The sequence below is a fragment of the [Scytonema hofmanni] UTEX 2349 genome (genome assembly GCF_000582685.1).
In the GTDB taxonomy this organism is placed as follows: domain Bacteria; phylum Cyanobacteriota; class Cyanobacteriia; order Cyanobacteriales; family Nostocaceae; genus Hassallia; species Hassallia hofmanni.
Genome location: NZ_KK073769.1, coordinates 604776 through 627167, shown reverse-complemented (window position 1 = coordinate 627167; position 22392 = coordinate 604776). Strand labels below are relative to the sequence as shown.

Sequence of the window (22392 nt, the reverse complement as noted above, 5' to 3'; positions counted from 1 at the left end):
GATTGGGAAATATTTGGTTATATACAGCTAAAGCAAATATTTAGGATTCATTAGACATCTCCTAAAACGAATGTAGAGACGTAGCATTGCTACGTCTCTTGGGATCAGGTAACGCATCAATACCCAACTCCTGACGTAGTTCGTTAATGCTTTGAGGTTCTAAAGTTCTAGCTTTTGCTCTTGACAAAGCTGTTAATAGGCGGGTAGCATTTTTCGATGAGCGAAGTAAATAAGCTGTTTCTAGTAAACTATTTAGTTCCTCAACAGCAATTATGGCAACGCTTTCGCCTTCTTGTCGCGTAATAATTACGACATCGCGATCGCTAACTACTTGCTCACACAGTTGGGCAAGGCTGGCACTAGCATCATTTAAGGTTGTCTGATTGGACATGATGAGAGTTTTTTGTTTTGCTGTATGGCTTTTGACTAGATCATAACTTGAGGCGTCCAAATTTGTATCTAATAAAAAGGTCACTTTATTTATTTTCCTAGCACTGCTTCATCAAAGATTTTGATTTGTTCGGGTGTTAAATCATTTAAAGTCCCAGAAACAGCTTCTAATGTCAAGATTTTTTTGATTCTACTTGACAATTCATTATCAGAAATAGCCTTCATTTCTTCAGGGGAAAACTTCCCAAACAGGTTTACTAACATTTCTACCATTTCTTGTTCATTTAATCTATCTATGTAAAAATTACTATTTGTAAACAACTTTTTAACTATTGGTGAAATGCGGTTGAAAAGTTCTTGGGTATAGTTGGATATTTCTTGCATAATTTACTTCCAGCTTTTTTGATATAGGAATCCGATTTGATTTGGAGAATCACTCGTAGAGGTAAGGGACTCTTTACTGGGAAGAAGAAATAAAAGTGTACTGAGTTTTGTTCACGCAATCAAATATGAGTCCTATATATATTAAATATTTAATTTATCTTAACGTAAATTCATTATTTTATATAACAATACTATTTCCAAACCCTTCTTCAGATCCCCGACTTCTTTAAGAAGTCGGGGATCTGCAAAACCCAACCTACAATTTTTATGGGCAAGCTATATAATTGGAATTTACCCAACCTTCTAATCCATTAACTCGGTTGTTTGGTCCAGATATGACACGCACGTAAGACCAATTACCTTGAGTTTTCATGGGGAGTACTGTATTTCCATTATTTAACCCAGCTTTAGATTTTCCATTGGGAGAAAACCGAAGGGCTAACTGTCCTGTTTGGATGCCTGTTACACTACAATAAGCTTCTACAACTTCACTATTTGATTGCAGTCGAATTTGGCTTTGATGAATGAAACCAGAACGACCGCAAGCATCTGTTTTGTACCATCCATTTTTATAATCATAGATAGCTATAGCTGCTTGGGATCTGATGGCACAAATAATAGCACCATTCGGTTTAACTCTAACATTTGATGGCGGGTCGATAACAACTGCTGATTGTATAGATTGTGCATTAGCTGATGGTGCTTTCAACATGAAGGGAATGACAGCAAGTAAAGTAATATTGACACCAGAAAATACTATGTTCTGAATCGCTTTCTTCATTTTATTACTATTTGTTAAATCTCAAGTTTTGCTTGATTGGTTTTGAGCAAAAAGCTCATGTTATATGATGTCCTGGCAGTCACCCATAATTCCATAATTGATGAAGAACCCCTCCCCAACCCTCCCCGCAAGCGGGGAGGGTGCCACAGGCGGGTGGGGTTCTTTTATTATGGTTATTTATTGGGACATCATATTATTTATAATAGTAAAAAATAATACGATACAATAGTGATTTTACCGAACATCACCAAGTCTTTATTTTGTAATTTTTTATTGCTGAAGATTGCGAATTAAATCAATAATTTGCTGAGAATATTGAGTATTTCCTTCTTGCTGATATAAATCGGCAGCTTTCTGAAAATCACCGATCGCACTTTCAATGTCTCCCAAATTATGGCGAATATCAGCCCGAACGATGTAAGCTGATGCGAAATGCGGTTGTAAATACAAAGCTTGATTTAAGTTGAAAAGCGCTTGTTGCAAGTCTCCCAACAAAGAATAGCTGCGACCTCGATTATACCAGTCTTCGGCAACGCCTTTATCTATAGTTACTGCCCGGTCATAATCTTCGATTGCACCTTGAAAGTCTTCTAAAGCATAGCGAGCATTAGCGCGATCGCTATAAAATGCAGCAGTATGCGGATTAATTTTTATTGCTTTGGTGTAATCAGCGATCGCTCTTTGATAATCTTCTAAAGCAAAGTAGGTAGAACCCCGATTGTAATAAGCTTCTATCAAGTCAGGATTTTGTTGTAATGCACAATTATAATCTTCAATCGCCCCTTGAAAGTCACCTAAATTGCGTCTAGCATTACCTAAATTGCAGTATGCTTGAGAAAAGTTAGGATTAAGCTGAATTGCTTTTTGGTTATCTACAATTGCGCCTTGGTAATCTTCCATTGCATCGCGGGCAATAGCTCTACCATAGTATGCTTCTATTAAGTTGGAATTAATTTTTAAGGAGCGATCATAATCAGCGATCGCACTTTGATAATCTCCTAAACTACGATGAGCCGTAGCGCGATCGCAATATCCTTCCGCTAGATGGGGATGAAGTTGCAATAATTCGTTACAATCGGCGATCGCACCTTGATAATCCCCCAGTTGACAGCGTGCATTCGCCCGAAAGCCATAAACTAAAACTAGATAAGGATTTTCCTTTAATGCGCGATCGTAATCTGCGATCGCTCCTTGATAATCTCCCAAGGTAGCGCGAATAAGACCCCGATTGTAGTATGCTTGTACATCCAGAGGATTCAGTTTTAAAGTTTCATTAAAGTCAGCAATCGCTTTTTGAAAGTCTTTCAGGGAAGTATAAACCAGACCGCGATTGTAGTATGCTACAGCATAATTAGGGTTTATTGTCAATGCGCGGTTGTAATCGTCAATGGCTTCTTGATAATCTGTAAGAGCATAATGAGCATTACCTCGATTATGATAAGCCTCTATGAAGTTGGGATTTAGTCGCAAAGCCAGACTTTGATCGGCGATCGCACTTTGATAATCTTTTAATTGATAGCGAACATTACCACGATTGCTGTAAGCTTCGGCAAAGTTAGGATTTAGCAGCAAAGCTGAGTTAAAATCCTTAATTGCTTGTTGATAGTCGCCTTGTTCGCAAAGGGTCAAACCTTGATTATAGTAGGCAATAGACAGATCAAAATTAATCTCGGCAGCTAAATCCGGATTAATTTTGATTGCTTTGGTGTAATCAGCGATCGCGGAGTCATATTCACCCATTGCAAAGTAAGCATTACCCCGGTTTTGGTAAGATAAAGCAAAATCGGGATTGATTTGCAATGCACGACTAAAGGAAGCGATCGCGCTTTGATAATCTCCTTGGGAATTCTGATTTATTCCTTGCTGTAAAAATTCTTCCGCATTCATTTGATTTTCGATTCAAAAAGCTTGAATCCACTCTTTGACAAAATATTCTGTCCAGATATTATTTTGCCAATAAGGGTCATTTTCAATCAACTCGCGCACAATGGCTTCATCTTCAGCTTCGTAAATGCCGAAAACTTTCGTTACATCCTTGGTTGGACCAATCGTAATCAACACACCGGATTCTTTTTGTTTTGCGAGTCCGTCTAAATGCGCTTGACGATGAGCCGCACGTTTTTCTAAGACATCTTCGCAATAACTTCCCCACATTATATATTTTGCCATACCATCTAAAATTACAAAAGGTCTAAATAGCACGAAGAGTGCTTAAAAAAGAATTGAGCGGTAAACCGCTCACTAGGTAAATACAGACGTTCCGAACGTCTCTACCTAACTTCTCAAACTGACGCCGAACTTCTCAACTAATGCTTCACGGACTTTGTTGTGTACTGGTTCGACTTCAGCATCAGTAAGAGTCCGATCGCTTGTCCGATAAATTAAGCGAAACGCCAAACTGCGTTGTCCTTTTGGTACATTATCACCGCGATATTCATCAAATAATTCTACAGATTCTAATAAATCTTTACCAGCTTTGGCGATCGCTTTTTCAATTTCGGCAACAGTTACCTTAATCGGTGCAAAAAAGGCAATATCGCGATCGGCTGCTGGATAGGTAGAATAAGCTTTAAATTGCGGTATAAGTATTTCATCTTTTTCTAAAGAATCCAATAGCACATCTAAATCCAGTTGAAAGACATAAACTGAATCTGGTAAACCTTTTTCACGACGTACTTGCGGATGTAACTGTCCAAAAGTACCGAGTCGATTACCGCGTATCCATAAAGACGCGGTGCGTCCTGGATGCAAGCGGGAATTTTGATTATCTGGTTGATATTCTACCTGCAAATCAAGTTGCTGAAATACACCTTCTAAAACGCCTTTGGCTTGAAACCATGTTAAAGGTTGTTCACCACCATTTCTTGACCATTTACCGACAGTGCGATCGCCTCCTATAATACCAGCTACAGCTTCAGCTTCAGCTAAACCTTCTTCTTCTCGCGAAAAAATTCGCCCAATTTCAAAGCCATTCAGCGAACCGTTTCCTTGCTCTAAGTTATATTGAAAAGCATCAATCAACCCAGAAATTAACTCGGTTCGCAGTGCCGAATACTCTGTAAATAAGGGGTTTGACAGGACTACTTGCCTTTCTGTCTGTGGTTTCACCAAAGAATAGTGTATTAGTTCTGTCAATCCTTCGGCACGGAAAGAAGCTCGCAATTTGCGTACCAGTTCTTGATCTAAAGGCAGATAACCAGCTTCGGATTTATCTGGTAAAGTATCGCAAAAGTTATCATAACCATAAAGACGGGCAACTTCTTCAATTAAATCGATTTCCCGTTCTAAGTCGCGGTAACGATAGGGGGGGACAGTTACCGTCCAAGTATTCTTACCAGAAGAAGTTAGCTGACATCCCAATGCAGTGAGAATGCGCTCAACATCTTGCGCTTGGAGTTCTCCGGTTGTGTCGTTTTTCTCGATTGGTCCGAGAATTTCATTAACTCGCTCTAAACGCAGTGCGATCGCTCGACTCCAAGTCGATGGATCGGGACGCGTATCGGCAACTTCTTGATTTACAATAGTTCCCTGTGCTATCTCCACCATCATCGATAAAGCGCGGTGTATGGCTTTTTCCAACTCAGCACGGTTTACACCTCGTTCATATCTTCCAGAAGCTTCTGTTCTTAAACCAATACTACGGGAAGAACGACGAATTGCTACAGAGTCAAATAACGCTGCTTCTAAAAAGATATTTTGCGTACCTTCATATACTTCGGTTTCTTCTCCACCCATTACCCCAGCCAAAGCAACGGGTTTGTTGTTGGCAGTGATGACCAAATTTTGGGTAGTTAGATTGCGAGTTTGACCATCGAGAGTTTTCAGAGATTCTCCTACATTAGCAAAACGCACCCCAACTTGGGAAGTTTTTCCCCCCAAGCGATCGCTATCAAATGCGTGCAGTGGTTGTCCCCATTCCAACAACACATAATTAGTAATATCCACAACATTATTTATCGGACGCGATCCAGCAGCTCGCAAACGTTGTTGCAACCAATCAGGAGAAGGCGCAATTTTTACCTTTTCAATTACCGTACCAATGTAAGCCGGACAAGCTTGCGTCTCATCGATTTTTAAAGTGAAATTTCCCGTACTTTGAGGAACAGACACCTCAGCAGGTTCCGGAATTGTCAACTTTCCACCCGTTAACGCAGCTACTTCCCGCGCTATCCCTACCATACTTAAAGCATCAGCGCGATTAGCAGTAGCAGTGACATCTAAAATTACATCATCCAAACCCAACAAAGGACGCACATCGCTACCCAGTTGAAGATTTTCCTGAGGAAAAATATGAATTCCGTCTACATCAGTCGGTAAACCAAGTTCCTTCAAAGAGCAAATCATACCTTGAGAAGCAACACCTCGCAGTTTTGCAGGCTTGATTTTTAAATCGATATTTGGTAAATAAGTTCCTGTAGTTGCTACTGGCACATAAATATCTGCTCGGACATTAGCAGCACCACAAACGATATTTAAAGTCTCAGAAGCACCGATATCAACCTGGCACACACTCAACTTATCAGCGTTAGGGTGAGGTTGACGCTCAACCACTCTACCAACAACAACACCCGAAGCCCAAGTGCGACGGTCTTCAATATCTTCTACCTCAAACCCTGCCATTGTCAAGGTTTCGGCTAAATCTTCCGGGCTGATTTTTATTTCAACTAGTTCCCGCAGCCAACTTAAAGAAATACGCATAAATAATCTAAACTTAACGCTTTCAGCCTTCAATATTTAAATATCCTACCCGAATTAAACGAATTCCGTATCGTGTCTTAACTGGGATTCGACTGTTTTAAGTGCTGTTTGGCGTAAAAGCGTAGCGTTTTTAAATGCAGGGGGGACGTATTAACATAACATGGCTCTGCATTAACATAACAAGGCTCTGCATTGGCATAACGAGGCTCTGCATTGGCATAACAAGGCTCTGCATTGGCATAACGAGGCTCTGCATTGGCATAACGAGGCTCTGCATTGGCATAACGAGGCTCTGCATTGGCATAACAAGGCTCTGCATTGGCATACAGCAGATTGCGTTTTTATTGAATACACGTAGAGACGTTCCGCCGGAACGTCTCAGAGTATGAATCCGGATGTAAAGACGTTCCGCCGGAACGTCTCTACAAGGATTTTAGTATTATGTAAAATTATTTTCATACTCCGATTCAGCAACGCCGCTAAAAAACTTAGTACAACAAGAGCATAAATTCATGACGAAAATTTATCACAAAAACTCTGCGCTCCTCTGCGTTTACCTCCGCGCTCCTCTGCGTTAAAATATGCGATCGTTCTTAGAAGTGAAAATGAATTGTGCGTTGTCCACAACCCTTGTAGAGACGTTCCAGTGGAACGTCTTTACGTCTTTTCTACCAGTCTAATTAACTAATCATAGTCACACTGCCTGTATCCAAGTCATAACGACCCCCCACAATTTTTAACTTGCCGGACTTGATTTGTTCAGTTAAGAGTTGCGATCGCTTCAACCGTTCAATTTGATATTGCACATTTGCTACCACAGTATTCTCAACTGCATCACCTGGTTGATCCTTGACTCTTGTCACCGCTGGCTTAATTGCTTTCACAAAGCTACCAATTTCGCCCAGCAGCAATCCGTTTTGTACAGCTGCGGTGACTGCCCCACATCGTTCATGACCCAGCACCATCAGCAACGGTGTGCCTAACAGTACAACCGCATATTCAATACTGCCGAGTGTTTCTGGTGTGACAATATTTCCAGCAACCCGTACATCAAAGATGTCTCCAATACCCTGATCAAAAACAATTTCTGTCGGCACCCGTGAATCAGCACAACAAAGGATAGTTGCAAATGGATGTTGAGCTTGAGCGACTTCCTGCAATCGAGCCGCAGATTGATCGGGGTATTGAGGTTTATGTTTCACAAACCGCTGATTTCCTTCAATCAGCTTTTGCAGCGCACCATCGGGATTAAGGGATTGAGGGGTAGCTGAAGAGCCATTTGGCAATCCGGCAGCTTTAGCTTGTTCCACCTGCCAAAGTAAATCAGCGGCAGTTACCATCATCCCAAATGCTCCCGTGACCCCTAACTTCAAAAAGTCACGACGTTCTATGAAATGCTTCATTATATTTCTCAGCCTCTTAGAGCGACGCCACACATTTTACAGAGCGAATCTCCATTACATCTGAGATGTAACAAGTACCCCCAAATTTGTTGAGCAATGGTCTGAGGTTTTCGAGTACAGGCTTGATTTCCTCTGGCATACAAAACGCGATGATGTAAACATTATCAAGCATTGTCATGTCTAAATCTTCAGCGGTTCCTTGCAATCCTTTACCAGCAACATTGCGAATCACAATATGACTATGTACACCGGATTTGTCTAAACTATCTAAAATTTTGCCAAGCTCAAAGGCGTTAGCAATAACTTCTATTTTCTTAACTAGGTGCATATTATTACCTCCAAAACAGGTTAATTCCGTATAGATATAACGGAATTCCTACGATAATGTTAAACGGGAATGTTACTGCCAGAGCGGTAGAAACGTACAGACTGGGGTTCGCTTCTGGAACAGTCATCCGCATTGCAGCTGGGACAGCGATATAAGAAGCGCTGGCAGATAACACAGCAAACAAGAGTGAATCTCCCTGATGCATACCGATAATTTTAGCAATCACCAACCCAATGCCTGCATTGAGTATTGGAATTAGTATGGCAAATGAAATGAGAAAAAATCCGGTTTTTTGCAAGTCTTTAATTCTTCTGGCAGCTATTAGTCCCATGTCCAGCAAAAAGAAGGTAAGAACACCATAAAATAAGCCTTGAGTAAAGGGTTCTAATAAGTGCCAACCACGTTCTCCTGTTAAGACACCAATCAGGAGGCTACCGACTAGAAGAAAAACTGAACTATTAAGAAATGCCTCTTTTAAGACTTCCCCCCAGGAAAAGTCCCGCTTCCCATCGGTGGTAAATATATTCACCAGGATGAGTCCAACAATAATTGCTGGAGATTCCATCAAAGCAAGGGCTGCAACCATGTAGCCGTCATAAGCAATACCAAGCTCATGCAGAAAGGCACTAGCAGTGATGAAGGTGACAGCACTAATAGAGCCGTAGGTTGCTGCGATCGCTCCCGCATCGTAAGTATCCAGCTTCAGCTTCAGAATGAAAAAGGTGTAAATTGGGACAAAACAAGCCATCAACATGGCTGCAAACATTGTTAGCACTACTTCTTGAGTGATGCCGCTTTTGATCAGTTCTACCCCCCCCTTAAAACCAATCGCAAACAGCAGATAAAGCGACAAAAGTTTGGGTATTGGTGCCGGAATTTCTAGATCCGATTTGACAAAAACAGCAGTCATCCCCAGAAAGAAAAATAAGATTGGCGGATTCAGGATGTTGGAAACGATTAAACTGGCATCCATTACCACCCCTCCTTGTGCTGATGAAACTTGCAATTAATCAAATTTTGCATCTTCAAAAATTTAACTATTGAATCATCAGTACCGTGTATTGCTACCCCATGTCAATTGTGTGCTTGTTGAGACTGAGTAGCTTTATAAGGGTTTTCGGTTGCGTAGAATACACTTTGGTCATGAAGAGGGGGAAAGGGGAAAGGGGGGGAAGAAATTAGAAGCGGTTACAATCCCCTCCTTATTAAGACCACTTAAAAAGTGGGGGCTTTAAACCCATAATTTGCCCAAGTTTATTGGACAAAATACCTTTTACACGACGCCTGTGCTTTTCAGGTTGCGATCGCACGGACTAAGGCTAGAAATGAAATCCCCTCTGATACAGATAGCGATTTAGTTTTTGACCTGATGAGCAAAATCATGCTTTACGCGCTGATATTTATGCCTAGCGTTGAACCAATTGAAGCATACATTCGCCGTGCTGTTGGTTTTATTCTCAAATAAGGGCGAACGATGGGAATTGAACCCACGAATGGTGGTACCACAAACCACTGCCTTAACCACTTGGCTACGCTCGCCATTCTTTAACTCATTATAACATAGCCCCGGCGAATTGATCCAGAGTTTTTGTTTAAGGAACGGAGTCAGTTAATCTAGAGTCAAAAGACCACAGTGATTAACAGTTAGGAAAAATGAGACTCTCAACAATTATGACATATGTTGTCGGCGTCGGACTAGTTGTCTTGGGAGTGACGATGGCGAAGACAAACCCCAGTCAAGCGGAATATGAAGAATATGCCGTGCAGCAGTTGACAAAATACTTAAAAAGCGATGTCTGCAAAAAAACACCAAAGGTGTTAGAAAATTTAATTAAATTAGATTGCGATAAACTAGTAGACTCGACTAGTCCACAAGTGCGCGAACTTGTTGCGGGGACAACGGAACGACAAGATTTTATTATTTTTAGTATTTATCGTACAGACTTAAAACTGAATTCATGGCTGCCTTCTTATACATTTGAAAGCGTAGGAGCATTTGAAAACTTTTATACCTACAACGCCGAACAGCACTAGACAAGAAGGGTAAGACATTAACTTTTGATTCGTCTTTCATCTTGAAAGTAACTTAAGTAGAAGGACACAAATAAACCGCCATTTTGTAACAAAAAGTAAATTTATCCAAAAACCCAAATCTAGCAAAGTGGGTTTAGAACGAGATAGCACTTCACCACCAAAATCAGAAATGCCAACCAGCGAACCCAAAGTAGAAGCGATCGCCAATATCAAGCATTGCACTTTGCTAAAATTTTTACTTTAGCTTTAATAGCTTAATTACAATATGATCCCTTGGGAGGTTTTATCTAAAAATAATTTTTGGTGCTGTTTCCATTGCCTTGGCTTTGAGCGTGTCAACTAGTTTACCAAATCGGGAACTGGCACCCTCTCTTGGGCAGTTTATCGAATAAAGACACCTTATTTACGCACTCGTTACCAGAAAACAAGACTTAAATAGGTGCAACCGAAGCGTCGATTGGGACGGAAATATGTAGTTCGTGCGTAAGTCCTGAATTATTTTTATTTCAATTTTCTAATCGACAAAATCAAACTTTGGTTAGAGATGCTTATCAAGTAAGTCATTCTCAAGGTTCAGGTAAAGTTTATCTCTAATATCTAACATGATTAGAAGTGTGCCGAGCATTTCCAGCTACAAGTAATTGAAAGAAGTTACATTGAGCAGACTGGAATTTGCCATAAAAAAAGAGAGAGACGCTAATGTTTTTTCACAAAAAAGACCCAATTCACGCTGTTGACGTCAAAGAGCCAAATCCGCGCTTTGCTCAATTGCTTTTAGAGCAATTTGGCGGTGCAACTGGTGAATTAACAGCAGCTTTGCAATACTGGACTCAATCTTTTCATTGCGAAGACCCCAGTATTCGCGATATGCTCCAAGATATTGCATTAGAAGAATTTGGTCACTTAGAAATGGTGGGTAAATTGATTGAAATTCACACCAAAAATGTTGACCAAACTGAAGCTTACAAAAGCACTTTGTTTGCAGTGCGCGGTATGGGTCCCCACTTACTAGATAGTCAAGGTAATGCTTGGAGTGCTAACTATGTGAATGAAGGTGGTGATGTAGTACGCGATTTGCGGGCTAATATTGCTGCTGAAGCTGGGGCACGTCAAACTTATGAATCCTTGATTAAGCTAGCTACTGATGAAGGAACTAAAAACACCCTCGTTCATCTGTTGACACGGGAAATTTCTCATACCCAAATGTTTATGAAAGCGCTGGATTCTTTGGGTAAATTAACTGACCCGTTCTTTGGAAATATCCAACCTGACAGCACTGTGGATATTTACTATAATCTGTCTACCAATGGTAAAGATGAACGCGGTCCTTGGAATTCTGAACCGACTTTCCGTTACGTTGCTGACCCAGGTGCGGCAAAATAGAAATCTCTATGACTGGAAGTCGCGCGCCAGGTGCTTCTCCCTTGGCGTTAGCCTCTCCCTTTGGGAGAAGGGGAGACGCTGCGCGAACAACGCTCTTAACCCGCGCAACGCAATGGCTTGGCTAGACAAACGCTCGTCCGGATGGTGCGCGGACTAAACTGAAAAAAGGGTTTCAATTTTAACGTATTGCGGAAGTCCCCACCTTCAATGTACTCTAATGGTAGGTATAGGGAGCTCTTGATGAGGATTGCATCTGGAATTGATTTTTTGCTTATGCAAAAACAAATTCCAGATGTATGACGAATCCCCAAAATTTTCTGGTAAACTAAAAATTATCTTGACCATCAATGCTATAAGCGAAAACCAAGCTAACAGGTATATGTTGCAAGAAAAAGATTTGGGTCTTGGGAACCAGGACTCCTGCCCTTGGAGGGAATGTAAGACGAAAAAAACTACAAAGTTTTTGAGGCTATTCCCAATGAATTGGGAAGCCCCGTCCGTCTTACGGCAGGGTAGTTCACTCTAGTAGTCTGTCCCATTAATTTGAGAAGTTCGTAGTGAGCGATTTATCGCTCAAACAAGCACTCTTCGTGCTTACTAAGTACCTATCATAATTAATGAGACGCACCACTAGCGAGAATAATAATTAGCGGTGATGGCGTAGATGCAAATTAGACTTGCGTCTACGCTACTTAATTGTTTGAATAATTTGATAAGATATATAAAAATTCCGCTTTGAGTAAATGATGTCTAATGCCATCTGCATATCTGTTGGTGTCTCACGGAAGTCGCGATCCACGCCAGGAAATTGCTATGCAGCAATTGGCAAAACTGGTAAATAATAAGCTTATTAGTGGTGTGGTGTTGCAGCCAAAATGTGAATTGGTAGGTACTGCATACTTAGAACTAAAGCCTGAACCTTTGCACCAGCAGATTAAAAGATTTGCTGAAAGTGCGTTGGCAAGTGGGTACGATCGCCTAAAAATATTACCATTATTTCTGCTGGCGGGGGTGCATGTAATGGAAGATATTCCCGGTGAAGTAGCTCTGGCTCAACAGGCGATCGCCCAAGATATCATAATTGAGTTGCAACCATATTTAGGTAGTCATGCTGGTGTAGAACAGTTGCTAGCAAAGCAAATTGCCCAAAGCAGCGAAAATCATTATAACCAAGGATGGATTCTTTTAACTCACGGTAGCCGTCGTCCTGGTTCTAAAAAGCAAGTCCAAGCAATGGCAGCAAATTTAAAAGTAGTAGTTGCTTATTGGTCTGTAGCTCCTAGTTTAGAATCACGAGTGAAAGAGTTGGTGAGTGCGGGTTATCATAAAATTAATATTTTGCCATACTTTTTATTTGCTGGCGGTATCACAGATGCGATCGCTCACTCTTCACAAGAGTTAAAATTACAATTCCCTGCTGTGCATTTCCAACTGGCTGAACCTTTGGGAGCAAGTGCAGAGTTAGCCGATCTAATTTGGGATTTGATTAACAAATGAACCGCGAAGACTCCAACGAAGAACAGAAGAAATATTTGGCAAAAGTTTATTTAGTCGGTGCGGGACCCGGTGATCCGGGATTAATGACTCTTAAGGGCAAAGCTTTGTTAGAATGTGCCGATGTCGTCATTTATGATGCTTTAGTAAGTCCGGCAATTCTCGCAATGATTAATCCTAATGCAGAGAAAATAAACGCCGGTAAGCGAATGGGACGACATTCTTTATTACAATCAGAAACTACGCAATTAATGATTGATAAAGCACATAATAATGCAATTGTGGTGCGGCTAAAAGGTGGCGATCCGTTTATTTTTGGTCGCGGTGGTGAAGAAATGGAAGAATTATTAAAAGCTGGAATATCCACCGAAGTTGTACCCGGTATTACATCGGGAATTGCCGCTCCCGCTTATGCGGGTATTCCTTTAACTCATCGCTTGTATAGTTCTTCGGTGACATTTGTAACTGGTCATGAAGCAGCCGGTAAATACCAACCGGCGGTCAACTGGAATGCGATCGCTCAAGGTTCAGAAACGATTGTGATTTACATGGGAATTCACAATTTACCCTACATTGTCCAACAATTACATTCTGCTGGGTTGAGTCTAGAAACACCCATCGCTCTAGTGCGTTGGGGTACACGACCAGAACAGGAAGAATTGATTGGTCAGCTAAAAACAATTGTAGAGCAAGTTGATAAAACTAACTTTACAGCACCAGCGATCGCTGTAATTGGAGCCGTGGTAAATATGCACAGCGTTTTATCGAGTTGTCGTCCGGTTTGAAAATTCGACATTGGGCAAGGGGCATTGGGCATTGGTAATTCCCCCCTCCCCATTACCAAGATTGATTGAAATTTGGGAATTTTTCATAGTATAATGTAGATCCGCGCAACCACTAATTTAATTGCACTTTTTACCTGTTTGCGGCTGTAAAGCTTCAATTATAAATGCGAGCATTTTATTGTTGTGAAATAAAATGCTCACCTACTTAATTTGTGGAACTGTAAATCAGATTCTGCACGTCGTGGTTTGCCACATTATAAGCATGGAAAATATGTAGAGACGTAGCAATGCTACGTCTCTAGGGGTTCTAGGTAACGCATAATTAATTTCCACATGGGTTGTCTATTAGAATTTTGTCAAAGCAAGTAATATTCGCTCCTTAAATCTTCTCTTCAGAAATAAGTTAGTTTAGCGTCTTGACAATCTGATTGGTAAATTAAACAATGTGTTGAAAAATAGTTTTCAATAAATCTGCTTGTGTAAAAGGCTTGGTTAAATAGCCAGAAGCTCTAACTATCCTTGCCTTAGCTCTATCTATTAATCCTGTTCTACCTGTAACCATAATTATAGGTGTATTTTTAAAATATGAATGTTTCCGCAACAAAGAACATAATTCATATCCATCTAAATTCGGCATTTCAATATCTAATAAAATTAGATCTGGTTTGGTACGGAGAATTTGCATTAAAGCTTTTAATGGTTCGTTAACTGCAATAACAGAAAACATTTGCTCATCTAAATAGCCTTTTATTGCATTCAATACTGTGGGACTATCATCAATGCAGAAGATTTTATAGAGTTTTTTATCAGATGACTGTTGGTAATTTTGCTCTCTACTATTATCAGCAATATGAACATCGCGAGGTGAAGCATGGTTAGGATTTTCTTCTGCTTGATAGCGGTTTTGTCTGGGTAATTGTTGCGATTGTGTTGGTTGAGGTTGACGTAAAAATTGCGATCGCTGTGCTTGGGAAACTTGTGTCTGAGTATTTTTGCGGTATGAAGCTCGCTTTTGACTCTTTTCGACAAGCGATCGCAAATTCAAATGACAGAACTTTGGCATATCATCGAGAAAACTTTCATGAGTAAACTCATAACTTCCCTCTTGCAATCTCAAAAACGATTCCAAAACTTCTATTGCTAATTGCTCTATCAAGATCCCTGCTTGCGTTGGGCTAAGATACTTTTGATTAACTAACCAGCAAATAGCTAGATAATCTGGATTCGGTATTGCTTCATTATCAATACCTGTTTCAAATATTGCCCGTAACTGCTCGTAAATTCCTGTAGGAAAAGCAGGAATATGCTGACTCAATCGCTGCAAATTTTTGTAAAGCATCTCGAAGACGCGATCTGAGTAGCAACCATAAGTTAATTTACCTTCTTCTATATAGATTGACCAAGAACCTGTCGTGCTGAACACTTGCAAACAACCAGTAACAGACTTACTACTTATTTTTGTTAATAGAGATAGGGGTTGTAGTTTCTGGAAAAATCTGTATCTACTAATGGGAAGTGTCTTCATCGCTACGGCTCTTATATAAAATTAATATTTGCAATTGAAATTGGTCAATATCCTGTCCGGAATTCACAGGTATACTCTTATCGTTACTGGGGGCGAATAGAAGAGACATGCCATGCTATTATTGCCAAATAGCAAAATGGCTCAAATTATTGCCATTCAACAGTATTCCAAAAATGAGATTGTACATTCTGTATCTTTCGCTAATCTAACAGTAGCTTAAACGCGACATAGAGGTTCAGCCCTACTTAGTGGAGTGACTATAATAACGCTGTGGAGCCTGTTTCAAGGTGTGAGATCGCAAAAATACAAATTGCCAAAAAAGCAAAATTTGCGTATCTTGTCAAGTTATCTCACAAGCATTGTAAAGATATAAACTTGCGTATCTACAGCAGATTTTAGGTAAATAAAATACATGTATAAAACCCCTCTCCTTGTAGAGACGTAGCACTGCTACGTCTGTTACGTCTATTCGATTAGAGCGATAGGGTGCTGTAGTTTATGAAAGTTTATTTAAATCTTACCCAAATGTTAGATTGTAGAGCTTTTTTACCAGGTTTGGGCAATATCTTCGCTTTAGAAATAAAAATGGCAAACTCCTATTCATGAAGAGAGGAAAAGGTAAAGGTGGAAGAAATTGTATGGGGATTGCGACCCCACCCTTCTTATAGACCACAATACTTGAAGTAGGGGTCTTAAACCCGATTCATGAAGTGAAATGGTAGATGTAAGTAAGCTACTCCTAATCTTTACGTTACTATAAAATTTTTAAATCAGTTAAAAACTATGTAAAAATAATTGGGATAAAGTAAAGAAACTATGAACGATAAATATATAATTAGTCGGAAATATTTGATCAATTATAACTTTTTAGGTGCTTTTACTTAAGAAAAATCAAAGTATAAATAAAAACAGTTTTGTCGAGATTATTTTGCTATCTGCGATCGCTCGCCAATAAAGTTAAAATTAATAACACCACCAGTCCAAAAAGACTGATAGCAATGGTTACACACTTGTCATCCTCTACCCAAACTGAATTTAATTTACAAGTCGAAGAAAACGGAGTACGCTTAGACCGCTATCTGACCCAAGAATTACCAGACTTATCACGATCGCGCATTCAACAGTTAATCGAACAAGGTCAACTTCAACTCAACGGCAAAATCTGCACATCTAAGAAGATAAATGTCAAAGCAGGCGATCGCATTACTCTACAAATACCAGAAGCTGAACCCTTAAAACTGCAAGCTGAAGATATTCCTTTAGATATTCTCTACGAAGACGACTCTTTATTAATTCTTAACAAACCCGCTGGTTTAGTGGTTCATCCTGCACCTGGTCATCCAGACGGGACATTGGTAAATGCTTTGTTGGCTCATTGTCCTAATTTACCAGGTATTGGTGGTGTGCAACGTCCGGGAATTGTCCATCGATTAGATAAGGATACCACCGGAGCGATCGCGATCGCCAAAACAGAACTTGCTCATCAACATCTGCAAGCACAACTCAAAGCCAAAACCGCACGCAGAGAATATTTAGGTATTGCCTACGGTGCGCCGAAAACGGAAAGTGGTACAGTTGATCTCCCGATTGGTCGGCATCCACAAGACCGCAAAAAAATGGCGATCGTACCCGTTGAACAAGGTGGACGCAACGCTGTCACTCATTGGCGAATATTAGAACGTTTGGGCAACTATACATTAATCGATTTCCAGCTAGAAACTGGTCGCACCCATCAAATTCGCGTACATAGCGCTCAAATCGGTCATCCGGTTGTCGGCGATCCGATTTATAGTTCTAATCATTCTGTAGGTGTAAACCTACCCGGTCAAGCATTGCACGCTTGGCAACTCAAGTTACAGCATCCGCTCTCTGGAGAGTTGATTGAGGTGACAGCTCCCCCTCCCCAAACTTTCACAACTCTCTTGGAAGTTCTCCGACGACGCGCTGCCATCTCCTCTTAGAGAGAACCATAAAAATAAATCACGACTCCGTGTTTTGAAATTATTCGCACGGCTTGTGCGGATCTAGGTATGACGAAAGTGAGATTTATTTACTGGTAAGTGCCTTAAACATCAAATCTGAGAAATTTTTTCGACTTTCCTTAACTAAGCTTTACAAAAAGTTATAAATAACTGCTGCATTAAGGTTGCCGTAAATCGGGGCAATAACCGCTTGTGTCAATGATTACAACTTGACACAAGCGGTTTTAAATGAAGAGCATTTTTACGCTACTTAATTTACAAAAATTTGTTAGATAAGATACAAAATTTTATTGACATAATTTCCATAACAGTTTCCCAGGCTAGAATACCTAGAGTTTATTAATTTTTTAATTACTCAAAAAACCAGTATAAATACAAGCATATGAAGCAATGTAAAGAAAAATCTTTATTTGTAAAGCATTTAGGAAATTAATTTGAACAAACCCTTACTGGTCATGATTTTGATGAATTGCTGTAGAGTTTTACACAAATTTAAATAACTTAACAAAAAAGGAACTCAATCGATATATAAAATACAAACAAGGTTTAAAAAGCAATTACAACAGGCAAAAAAACATTGTTTCAAATTACTTGATTACACATTAGTCAAGTGTTTTCAGTATTTTTGATATGCGATTATTGCCAAATTGATGTTAATGGCAATGACGAGTTAATTGCTTTTAACCACAAAATAACTGCGATAATTTTCAGAGGAATTTTAAAAATGCTTGACGCTTTTTCCAGAGTAGTTGAACAAGCTGACAGAAAAGGTTCTTACCTGAGCGCTGACGAAATAAATGCACTATCAGCAATGGTTGGTGATAGCAATAAGCGTTTAGATACAGTCAACAGACTCACCAGTAATGCTTCCTCCATTGTGGCAAATGCTTATCGCGCTTTAGTAGCAGAACGCCCCCAAATATTCAATGCTGGTGGTGCTTCCTTCCACAACCGCAATCAAGCTGCTTGTATCCGCGACATGGGATTTATTCTGCGTTATGTCACCTATGCTATATTATCCGGCGATGCCAGTGCATTGGACGATCGCTGCTTGAACGGTTTGCGTGAAACTTATCAAGCACTTGGTACTCCTGGTGATGCTGTAGCATCAGGAATTCAAAAGATGAAAGAAGCTGCACTTAATATTGCCAATGACCCCAACGGTATCACCAAAGGTGATTGCAGCCAGTTGATGTCTGAAGTCGCTAGCTATTTCGATCGCGCTGCTTCCGCAGTTGCTTAAGCAAGCGTTTTTTTCAAAGCATTTTTTAGTAATTATCGGAGAAAAAGAGAATCATGAAAACCCCATTGACTGAAGCGATCGCCTCCGCAGATGTTCGCGGATCTTACCTCAGCAATACCGAAATGCAAGCGGTATTTGGTCGTTTCAACCGCGCTCGTGCAGGTTTAGAAGCTGCCAAAGCTTTCTCTAATAATGGTAAGAAATGGTCGGAAGCAGCAGCCAATCACGTTTATCAAAAATTCCCCTACACCACGCAAATGCAAGGACCTCAATACGCTTCTACAAGCGAAGGGAAATCTAAGTGCGTGCGTGACATCGACCACTACCTCCGCACCATCAGCTATTGCTGTGTAGTCGGTGGAACTGGACCCTTAGATGAATATGTAATTGCAGGTTTGAGCGAACTCAACAGCGCTCTTGGTTTATCTCCTAGCTGGTATGTAGCTGCTTTAGAATTTGTCCGTGACAATCATGGTTTACATGGTGACGTAGCTGGTGAAGCTAATACTTATCTCAATTATGCAATCAATGCATTGAGCTAAGGCAAAAGTCTTGGGTCTTTGGAAATAGATAATTACTGATTAATTAGATAAACAAAATTAAATGTTTTGTCGTAGTGTAGCATTACTACAAACAGTATTGTTTATCTTGATTAAAATCAGTTTTTATGTAATTTCAAAGACCCAATTTTATTAATAAGAAAAAACTTTGCAAGGGAGCGATTAGCAAAATGACTGTTGCAGATAGACTAGGGGTTAGAGATTTAATCGACAAAAAAGTTGAGCTTCGCCAAAATTGGAGCCAAGATGATTTGCGAGTGGTATTCCGAGCTGCTTACGAACAAATTTTTGGGCGTCAAGGAGTATATGCAAGTCAAAAATTTACCAGCGCTGAAGCTTTGTTACGTAACGGCAAAATCAACGTTCAACAATTCATTGAGATTTTAGCAAAATCTGAATTTTACAAGGAATGCTTTTTTTACAGTAATTCCCAAGGGCGTTTTATTGAGTTGAACTACAAACACTTATTAGGACGCGCTCCGTATGAGCAATCAGAAATTGCTTATCATGTAGACCTTTATGCTTCTCGTGGCTACGATGCGGATATTGAGTCTTACATTTACGGAACAGAATACGAAAATGCTTTTGGTACTTCTGTCGTTCCTTATTACCGTGGATTTCAATCAATTCCAGGAATGATGACAGTAGGATATAACCGCATATTTGAACTTTATCGTGGTGACGGTAACAGTGATAACGCGCAAATGGGGCGTAAAAATTCACGCTTGCGGTCAAAAATCTCAATGAATTTGGCAAACTGGATTTCGGCACCTTCATCAGGGGGTAGTCGCTTTACCTCAACAGCACCAACGTTAATCAGTGGGGCTCCAAAAGGAGATTCTCGTATGTTTGTGATTCAAGCGATCGCTGGTGGAATTGGTTCTAAAGCAGCAGTGCGTCGTAGCGTACAAGTTTACACCGTATCCTACGAGCGACTCTCCGCCACATACCAAGAAATCCACAAGCGCGGTGGGAAGATCGTCAACATTTCTCAAGCGTAGGAGAAGAGGAGACAGGGGGACAGGGGGACAGGGGGACAGGGGGACAGGGGGACAAGGGGGACAAGGGGGACAAGGGGACAAGGGGAATTTTCTTCATTCTCTCCCTATCCCCTTGTCTCCCTATCTCCTTGTCTCCCCATCTCCTTGTCTCCCCATCCCCTTGTCTCCCCATCTCCTTATCTCCCCCATCCCCATTCCTATGACTACTCAACACCTCGAACCAATTTTGTCTCCGTCTTCAGCGATCGCGGCGCTGTCTTGCGAAGATAATCAAATCCGTTATTATGCTGCTTGGTGGCTGGGGAAGCATGGCGTACAAGAAAGCTGTGAGGCTCTGTGTACTGCCCTTTTGGATGAAACCTATCGCATCCCGGATGGCGGGTATCCCCTACGCCGTCAAGCTGCACGGGCACTAGGACAACTGCAAAATCCGCAAGCCGTCAGCGCGTTAATTGCCACGTTAGAATGTGATACGGATTTGCGTTTGCGGGAAGCCGCAATTCAAGCTTTAGCCGCGATTGGTGACGAAAAAGCGGCTACACCTTTGCTTGATCTTTTACAATCTAGCCAAGAGCAACCTTATGAAGCGCTAATTGAAGCACTAGCTACTTTGCAAGTTTGGTCAGCTCGAAAGTTAGTTGAGCCTTTTCTTCATCATCCTTCTGAGCGGGTACAATGTGCAGCGGCACGGTATATGTATCTTTTGACTCAACAGCCTCAATACATTGAACGTATTGTTAAAAATCTCAATCATGAGAATATGTATTTGCGCTGGGCAGCGATTTTTGATTTAGGATCTGTTGGTCATCAGCAAGCTGTAGAAGCGATTTTGACAGCTAAGGTTCCTAACAGTTTGAAGCTGTTAAATTTGAAGCGAATTTTAGAAGCCGTTTTGGATAATCAGCACTCACAAAAGCAAACATCGCAGTTAATTTTCAAAGCAATTGATGATTTGTTATTTCAACTTTGAGATTAGCGATTAGGTTGTGTTTTCCTGCGTAACCGACACCCTGGAAGGGTGCGGCTATACAAACAAAGTCCGCCTGCGCGGACTATGGAAAAATAAAGTTCTTAGCCCACAAAGGTGGGCTTTGTTCGTGTAGCCTCAGGCTTCAGCCTGAAGGCTATTATTTTGTTGGTTATTTGAGTAACGACTAACCATTATCAGTTGACCATGAATACAATCAATGACGATATTGACTGCTTGATTTTGCAATTAAACCACGCCTCGACGCCAACGGATGCGATCGCTTCAATTTCTGCGATCGCTGCTACTGGTATAAACGAACAACCAGTTATCGAAGCGTTAATTTCAGCTTTGAGTCATCACCATCCTTCTGTTGGTGCCGCTGCGGTTGAACTTTTGGTGCAGTTAGCACCAGCATCAGTAAAGCCGTTAATTGCTGCTTTTAATGCTTCTAGCGATCAGGGTTTACAAGCTCACATTATTCAAGCTTTAGCCCAAATTGGCGACCCGGAAGCAATTGAACTATTAGCTAAAGTTATCGGTACATCAGTCGCCAATCACTGTCAAGGAAATGTCCGCCGTATCGCCGCACGAGGACTGGGACGAATCGGTAGCATTTATAACAACCCAGAAAATATCCGCCGTACTCTCGACAAGTTGACTTGGGCGTTGTCCTCTCCCGAAGATTGGGGACTGCGTTACGCTGCTGTAGTTTCTCTGGCAGAAATTGCCACACCAGACGCTCTAGTAGCCCTAGAACAGGCTTTAGCCCAAGAAACCGATAAAGTTGTCCTTCATCGCATTACAACCGCCTTAGACGCGCTAGAGGTTGGCGTAGGGTAGGGGGAGATGGGGACAAGGGGACAAGGGGACAAGGGGACAAGGGGGACAAGGGGGAATAATTCTTCTTTTCCCCATCTCCCCCTGCCCCCATCTCCCTTTGAAACGAAGAATCCAAAAAATTTGCAACAAACTTTAGAAAGGTAAATTTAACTTTTTGTAATAAATCTGCCCGGAGCGGCGAAGACTATATGAGACTGTAATATATGCCTTGTAAGGGTTTTGGGAAAACTTAAGAAAATATGAAATCAGTAATATTTTGCTTAAATATCAACCAAAAGTTAAGTTTTGTTACGAAAAAGGTTTGCTTTTCTCAGGTGCAACCCTTGTATGTAAAGGATTTGAGGCTTTTCTTATCTGTGCAACTTATTTCTTCATAATTTGTAACAAATAATGGATCTATGGCGTTGTATAAACATAAGCTGGAGGGGTTAAAGAACAGACAAAAGTTAAACAAGGCAATCAATTCATAAAGGTTGCTGGTTTCTCATAAAATCACCCCAGTTTCTCATAATTTTTCTTTCAGACAGTGAAAGAGTAATGTGAGAGGAGTTGAGAAACAGTTTTATTTGAAGTCTGTTGTTTAGCAGTTCC

General features: G+C 40.7%; 20 protein-coding genes, 1 tRNA gene and 1 pseudogene. 11 read left to right on the top strand and 11 right to left on the bottom strand.

Translation table 11 applies throughout. The features are described 5' to 3' along the window. Positions 1-61: 61 nt before the first annotated feature. The 9 genes from TOL9009_RS41300 to TOL9009_RS0132865 form a co-directional block, all read right to left on the bottom strand. Positions 62-391 carry a type II toxin-antitoxin system Phd/YefM family antitoxin gene (locus tag TOL9009_RS41300; RefSeq protein ID WP_038298479.1) on the bottom strand — a complete coding sequence of 110 codons (330 nt, stop codon included), beginning with the start codon at positions 389-391 and terminating at the stop codon, positions 62-64. Positions 392-480: 89 nt separating this feature from the next. Further along, positions 481-774, bottom strand: coding sequence for a hypothetical protein (locus tag TOL9009_RS0132905; RefSeq protein WP_029637621.1), 294 nt, complete (start codon positions 772-774; stop codon positions 481-483). A 265-nt stretch (positions 775-1039) separates the two neighbouring features. Continuing rightward, positions 1040-1555 carry an SH3 domain-containing protein gene (locus TOL9009_RS0132900; RefSeq protein WP_029637620.1) on the bottom strand — a complete coding sequence of 172 codons (516 nt, stop codon included), beginning with the start codon at positions 1553-1555 and terminating at the stop codon, positions 1040-1042. 270 nt (positions 1556-1825) lie between these two features. Next, positions 1826-3442 carry a tetratricopeptide repeat protein gene (locus tag TOL9009_RS0132895; RefSeq protein ID WP_029637619.1) on the bottom strand — a complete coding sequence of 539 codons (1617 nt, stop codon included), beginning with the start codon at positions 3440-3442 and terminating at the stop codon, positions 1826-1828. A 12-nt stretch (positions 3443-3454) separates the two neighbouring features. Then, positions 3455-3724, bottom strand: a complete 270-nt coding sequence (locus TOL9009_RS0132890) for a YciI family protein (RefSeq protein WP_029637618.1) — start codon at positions 3722-3724, stop codon at positions 3455-3457. A gap of 105 nt (positions 3725-3829) precedes the next feature. Then, positions 3830-6253, bottom strand: coding sequence for a phenylalanine--tRNA ligase subunit beta (gene pheT, locus TOL9009_RS0132885; RefSeq protein ID WP_029637617.1), 2424 nt, complete (start codon positions 6251-6253; stop codon positions 3830-3832). A gap of 680 nt (positions 6254-6933) precedes the next feature. After that, a complete protein-coding gene (locus TOL9009_RS0132875; RefSeq protein ID WP_084763436.1) occupies positions 6934-7656 on the bottom strand; it encodes a carbonic anhydrase in 723 nt (240 codons plus the stop codon). A 16-nt stretch (positions 7657-7672) separates the two neighbouring features. Further along, on the bottom strand, positions 7673-7984 hold the full coding sequence (locus TOL9009_RS0132870; protein ID WP_029637614.1) for a P-II family nitrogen regulator: 312 nt from the start codon (positions 7982-7984) through the stop codon (positions 7673-7675). Positions 7985-7988: 4 nt separating this feature from the next. Beyond that, positions 7989-8957, bottom strand: coding sequence for a sodium-dependent bicarbonate transport family permease (locus tag TOL9009_RS0132865; protein WP_029637613.1), 969 nt, complete (start codon positions 8955-8957; stop codon positions 7989-7991). A 285-nt stretch (positions 8958-9242) separates the two neighbouring features. Here TOL9009_RS0132865 and TOL9009_RS46525 point away from each other — a divergent pair. Further along, positions 9243-9449, top strand: a pseudogene (locus tag TOL9009_RS46525) (TetR-like C-terminal domain-containing protein); the annotation flags it as partial. 1 nt (position 9450) lies between these two features. Here the strand turns inward: TOL9009_RS46525 and TOL9009_RS0132860 are convergent. Continuing rightward, positions 9451-9523: transfer RNA gene (locus TOL9009_RS0132860), tRNA-His, on the bottom strand. Positions 9524-9637: 114 nt separating this feature from the next. Here TOL9009_RS0132860 and TOL9009_RS0132855 point away from each other — a divergent pair. From TOL9009_RS0132855 to cobA, 4 genes are all read left to right on the top strand, one after another. After that, a complete protein-coding gene (locus tag TOL9009_RS0132855; protein WP_029637612.1) occupies positions 9638-10018 on the top strand; it encodes a DUF4359 domain-containing protein in 381 nt (126 codons plus the stop codon). Between the two features lie 699 nt (positions 10019-10717). After that, positions 10718-11401: a manganese catalase family protein gene (locus TOL9009_RS0132845; protein WP_029637611.1), complete on the top strand. Its 684-nt coding sequence runs from the start codon at positions 10718-10720 to the stop codon at positions 11399-11401. 753 nt (positions 11402-12154) lie between these two features. Next, positions 12155-12898: a sirohydrochlorin chelatase gene (locus TOL9009_RS0132835; RefSeq protein WP_029637609.1), complete on the top strand. Its 744-nt coding sequence runs from the start codon at positions 12155-12157 to the stop codon at positions 12896-12898. Next, positions 12895-13680 carry a uroporphyrinogen-III C-methyltransferase gene (gene cobA / locus TOL9009_RS0132830; protein WP_029637608.1) on the top strand — a complete coding sequence of 262 codons (786 nt, stop codon included), beginning with the start codon at positions 12895-12897 and terminating at the stop codon, positions 13678-13680. The genes TOL9009_RS0132835 and cobA overlap by 4 nt, the downstream gene beginning before the upstream one ends. 436 nt (positions 13681-14116) lie before the next feature. Here cobA and TOL9009_RS0132825 read toward each other — a convergent pair whose 3' ends face one another. Beyond that, a complete protein-coding gene (locus TOL9009_RS0132825; protein WP_029637607.1) occupies positions 14117-15205 on the bottom strand; it encodes a response regulator in 1089 nt (362 codons plus the stop codon). Between the two features lie 998 nt (positions 15206-16203). Between TOL9009_RS0132825 and TOL9009_RS0132815 the strand changes: the two genes are divergently transcribed. The 6 genes from TOL9009_RS0132815 to TOL9009_RS0132790 all read left to right on the top strand — a co-directional run bounded on the left by TOL9009_RS0132815 (position 16204) and on the right by TOL9009_RS0132790 (position 21801). Then, positions 16204-17166 (top strand): RluA family pseudouridine synthase, encoded by a 963-nt coding sequence (locus tag TOL9009_RS0132815; protein ID WP_038298200.1) that lies wholly within the window; start codon positions 16204-16206, stop codon positions 17164-17166. A gap of 745 nt (positions 17167-17911) precedes the next feature. Next, on the top strand, positions 17912-18430 hold the full coding sequence (locus tag TOL9009_RS0132810) for a globin family protein (RefSeq protein WP_029637605.1): 519 nt from the start codon (positions 17912-17914) through the stop codon (positions 18428-18430). Positions 18431-18480: 50 nt separating this feature from the next. Further along, a complete protein-coding gene (locus tag TOL9009_RS0132805) occupies positions 18481-18972 on the top strand; it encodes a phycocyanin alpha subunit (protein WP_221928683.1) in 492 nt (163 codons plus the stop codon). A gap of 188 nt (positions 18973-19160) precedes the next feature. After that, a complete protein-coding gene (locus tag TOL9009_RS0132800; protein WP_038298197.1) occupies positions 19161-19991 on the top strand; it encodes a phycobilisome rod-core linker polypeptide in 831 nt (276 codons plus the stop codon). A 199-nt stretch (positions 19992-20190) separates the two neighbouring features. After that, complete coding sequence (locus tag TOL9009_RS0132795; RefSeq protein WP_029637602.1) at positions 20191-20961, top strand: HEAT repeat domain-containing protein; 771 nt, start codon at positions 20191-20193, stop codon at positions 20959-20961. 204 nt (positions 20962-21165) lie between these two features. Beyond that, on the top strand, positions 21166-21801 hold the full coding sequence (locus tag TOL9009_RS0132790) for a HEAT repeat domain-containing protein (protein ID WP_029637601.1): 636 nt from the start codon (positions 21166-21168) through the stop codon (positions 21799-21801). Positions 21802-22392: the final 591 nt, after the last annotated feature.

Coding starts and splice junctions, on each gene's coding strand:
- TOL9009_RS41300 (WP_038298479.1), bottom strand. CDS start 391: ATGTCCAATCAGACAACCTTAAATGATGCTAGTGCCAGCCTTGCCCAA.
- TOL9009_RS0132800 (WP_038298197.1), top strand. CDS start 19,161: ATGACTGTTGCAGATAGACTAGGGGTTAGAGATTTAATCGACAAAAAA.
- TOL9009_RS0132815 (WP_038298200.1), top strand. CDS start 16,204: ATGGTTACACACTTGTCATCCTCTACCCAAACTGAATTTAATTTACAA.
- TOL9009_RS0132875 (WP_084763436.1), bottom strand. CDS start 7,656: ATGAAGCATTTCATAGAACGTCGTGACTTTTTGAAGTTAGGGGTCACG.
- TOL9009_RS0132845 (WP_029637611.1), top strand. CDS start 10,718: ATGTTTTTTCACAAAAAAGACCCAATTCACGCTGTTGACGTCAAAGAG.
- TOL9009_RS0132905 (WP_029637621.1), bottom strand. CDS start 774: ATGCAAGAAATATCCAACTATACCCAAGAACTTTTCAACCGCATTTCA.
- TOL9009_RS0132795 (WP_029637602.1), top strand. CDS start 20,191: ATGACTACTCAACACCTCGAACCAATTTTGTCTCCGTCTTCAGCGATC.
- TOL9009_RS0132870 (WP_029637614.1), bottom strand. CDS start 7,984: ATGCACCTAGTTAAGAAAATAGAAGTTATTGCTAACGCCTTTGAGCTT.
- TOL9009_RS0132855 (WP_029637612.1), top strand. CDS start 9,638: ATGAGACTCTCAACAATTATGACATATGTTGTCGGCGTCGGACTAGTT.
- TOL9009_RS0132790 (WP_029637601.1), top strand. CDS start 21,166: ATGAATACAATCAATGACGATATTGACTGCTTGATTTTGCAATTAAAC.
- TOL9009_RS0132810 (WP_029637605.1), top strand. CDS start 17,912: ATGCTTGACGCTTTTTCCAGAGTAGTTGAACAAGCTGACAGAAAAGGT.
- TOL9009_RS0132825 (WP_029637607.1), bottom strand. CDS start 15,205: ATGAAGACACTTCCCATTAGTAGATACAGATTTTTCCAGAAACTACAA.
- pheT (WP_029637617.1), bottom strand. CDS start 6,253: ATGCGTATTTCTTTAAGTTGGCTGCGGGAACTAGTTGAAATAAAAATC.
- cobA (WP_029637608.1), top strand. CDS start 12,895: ATGAACCGCGAAGACTCCAACGAAGAACAGAAGAAATATTTGGCAAAA.
- TOL9009_RS0132865 (WP_029637613.1), bottom strand. CDS start 8,957: ATGGATGCCAGTTTAATCGTTTCCAACATCCTGAATCCGCCAATCTTA.
- TOL9009_RS0132895 (WP_029637619.1), bottom strand. CDS start 3,442: ATGAATGCGGAAGAATTTTTACAGCAAGGAATAAATCAGAATTCCCAA.
- TOL9009_RS0132835 (WP_029637609.1), top strand. CDS start 12,155: ATGCCATCTGCATATCTGTTGGTGTCTCACGGAAGTCGCGATCCACGC.
- TOL9009_RS0132890 (WP_029637618.1), bottom strand. CDS start 3,724: ATGGCAAAATATATAATGTGGGGAAGTTATTGCGAAGATGTCTTAGAA.
- TOL9009_RS0132900 (WP_029637620.1), bottom strand. CDS start 1,555: ATGAAGAAAGCGATTCAGAACATAGTATTTTCTGGTGTCAATATTACT.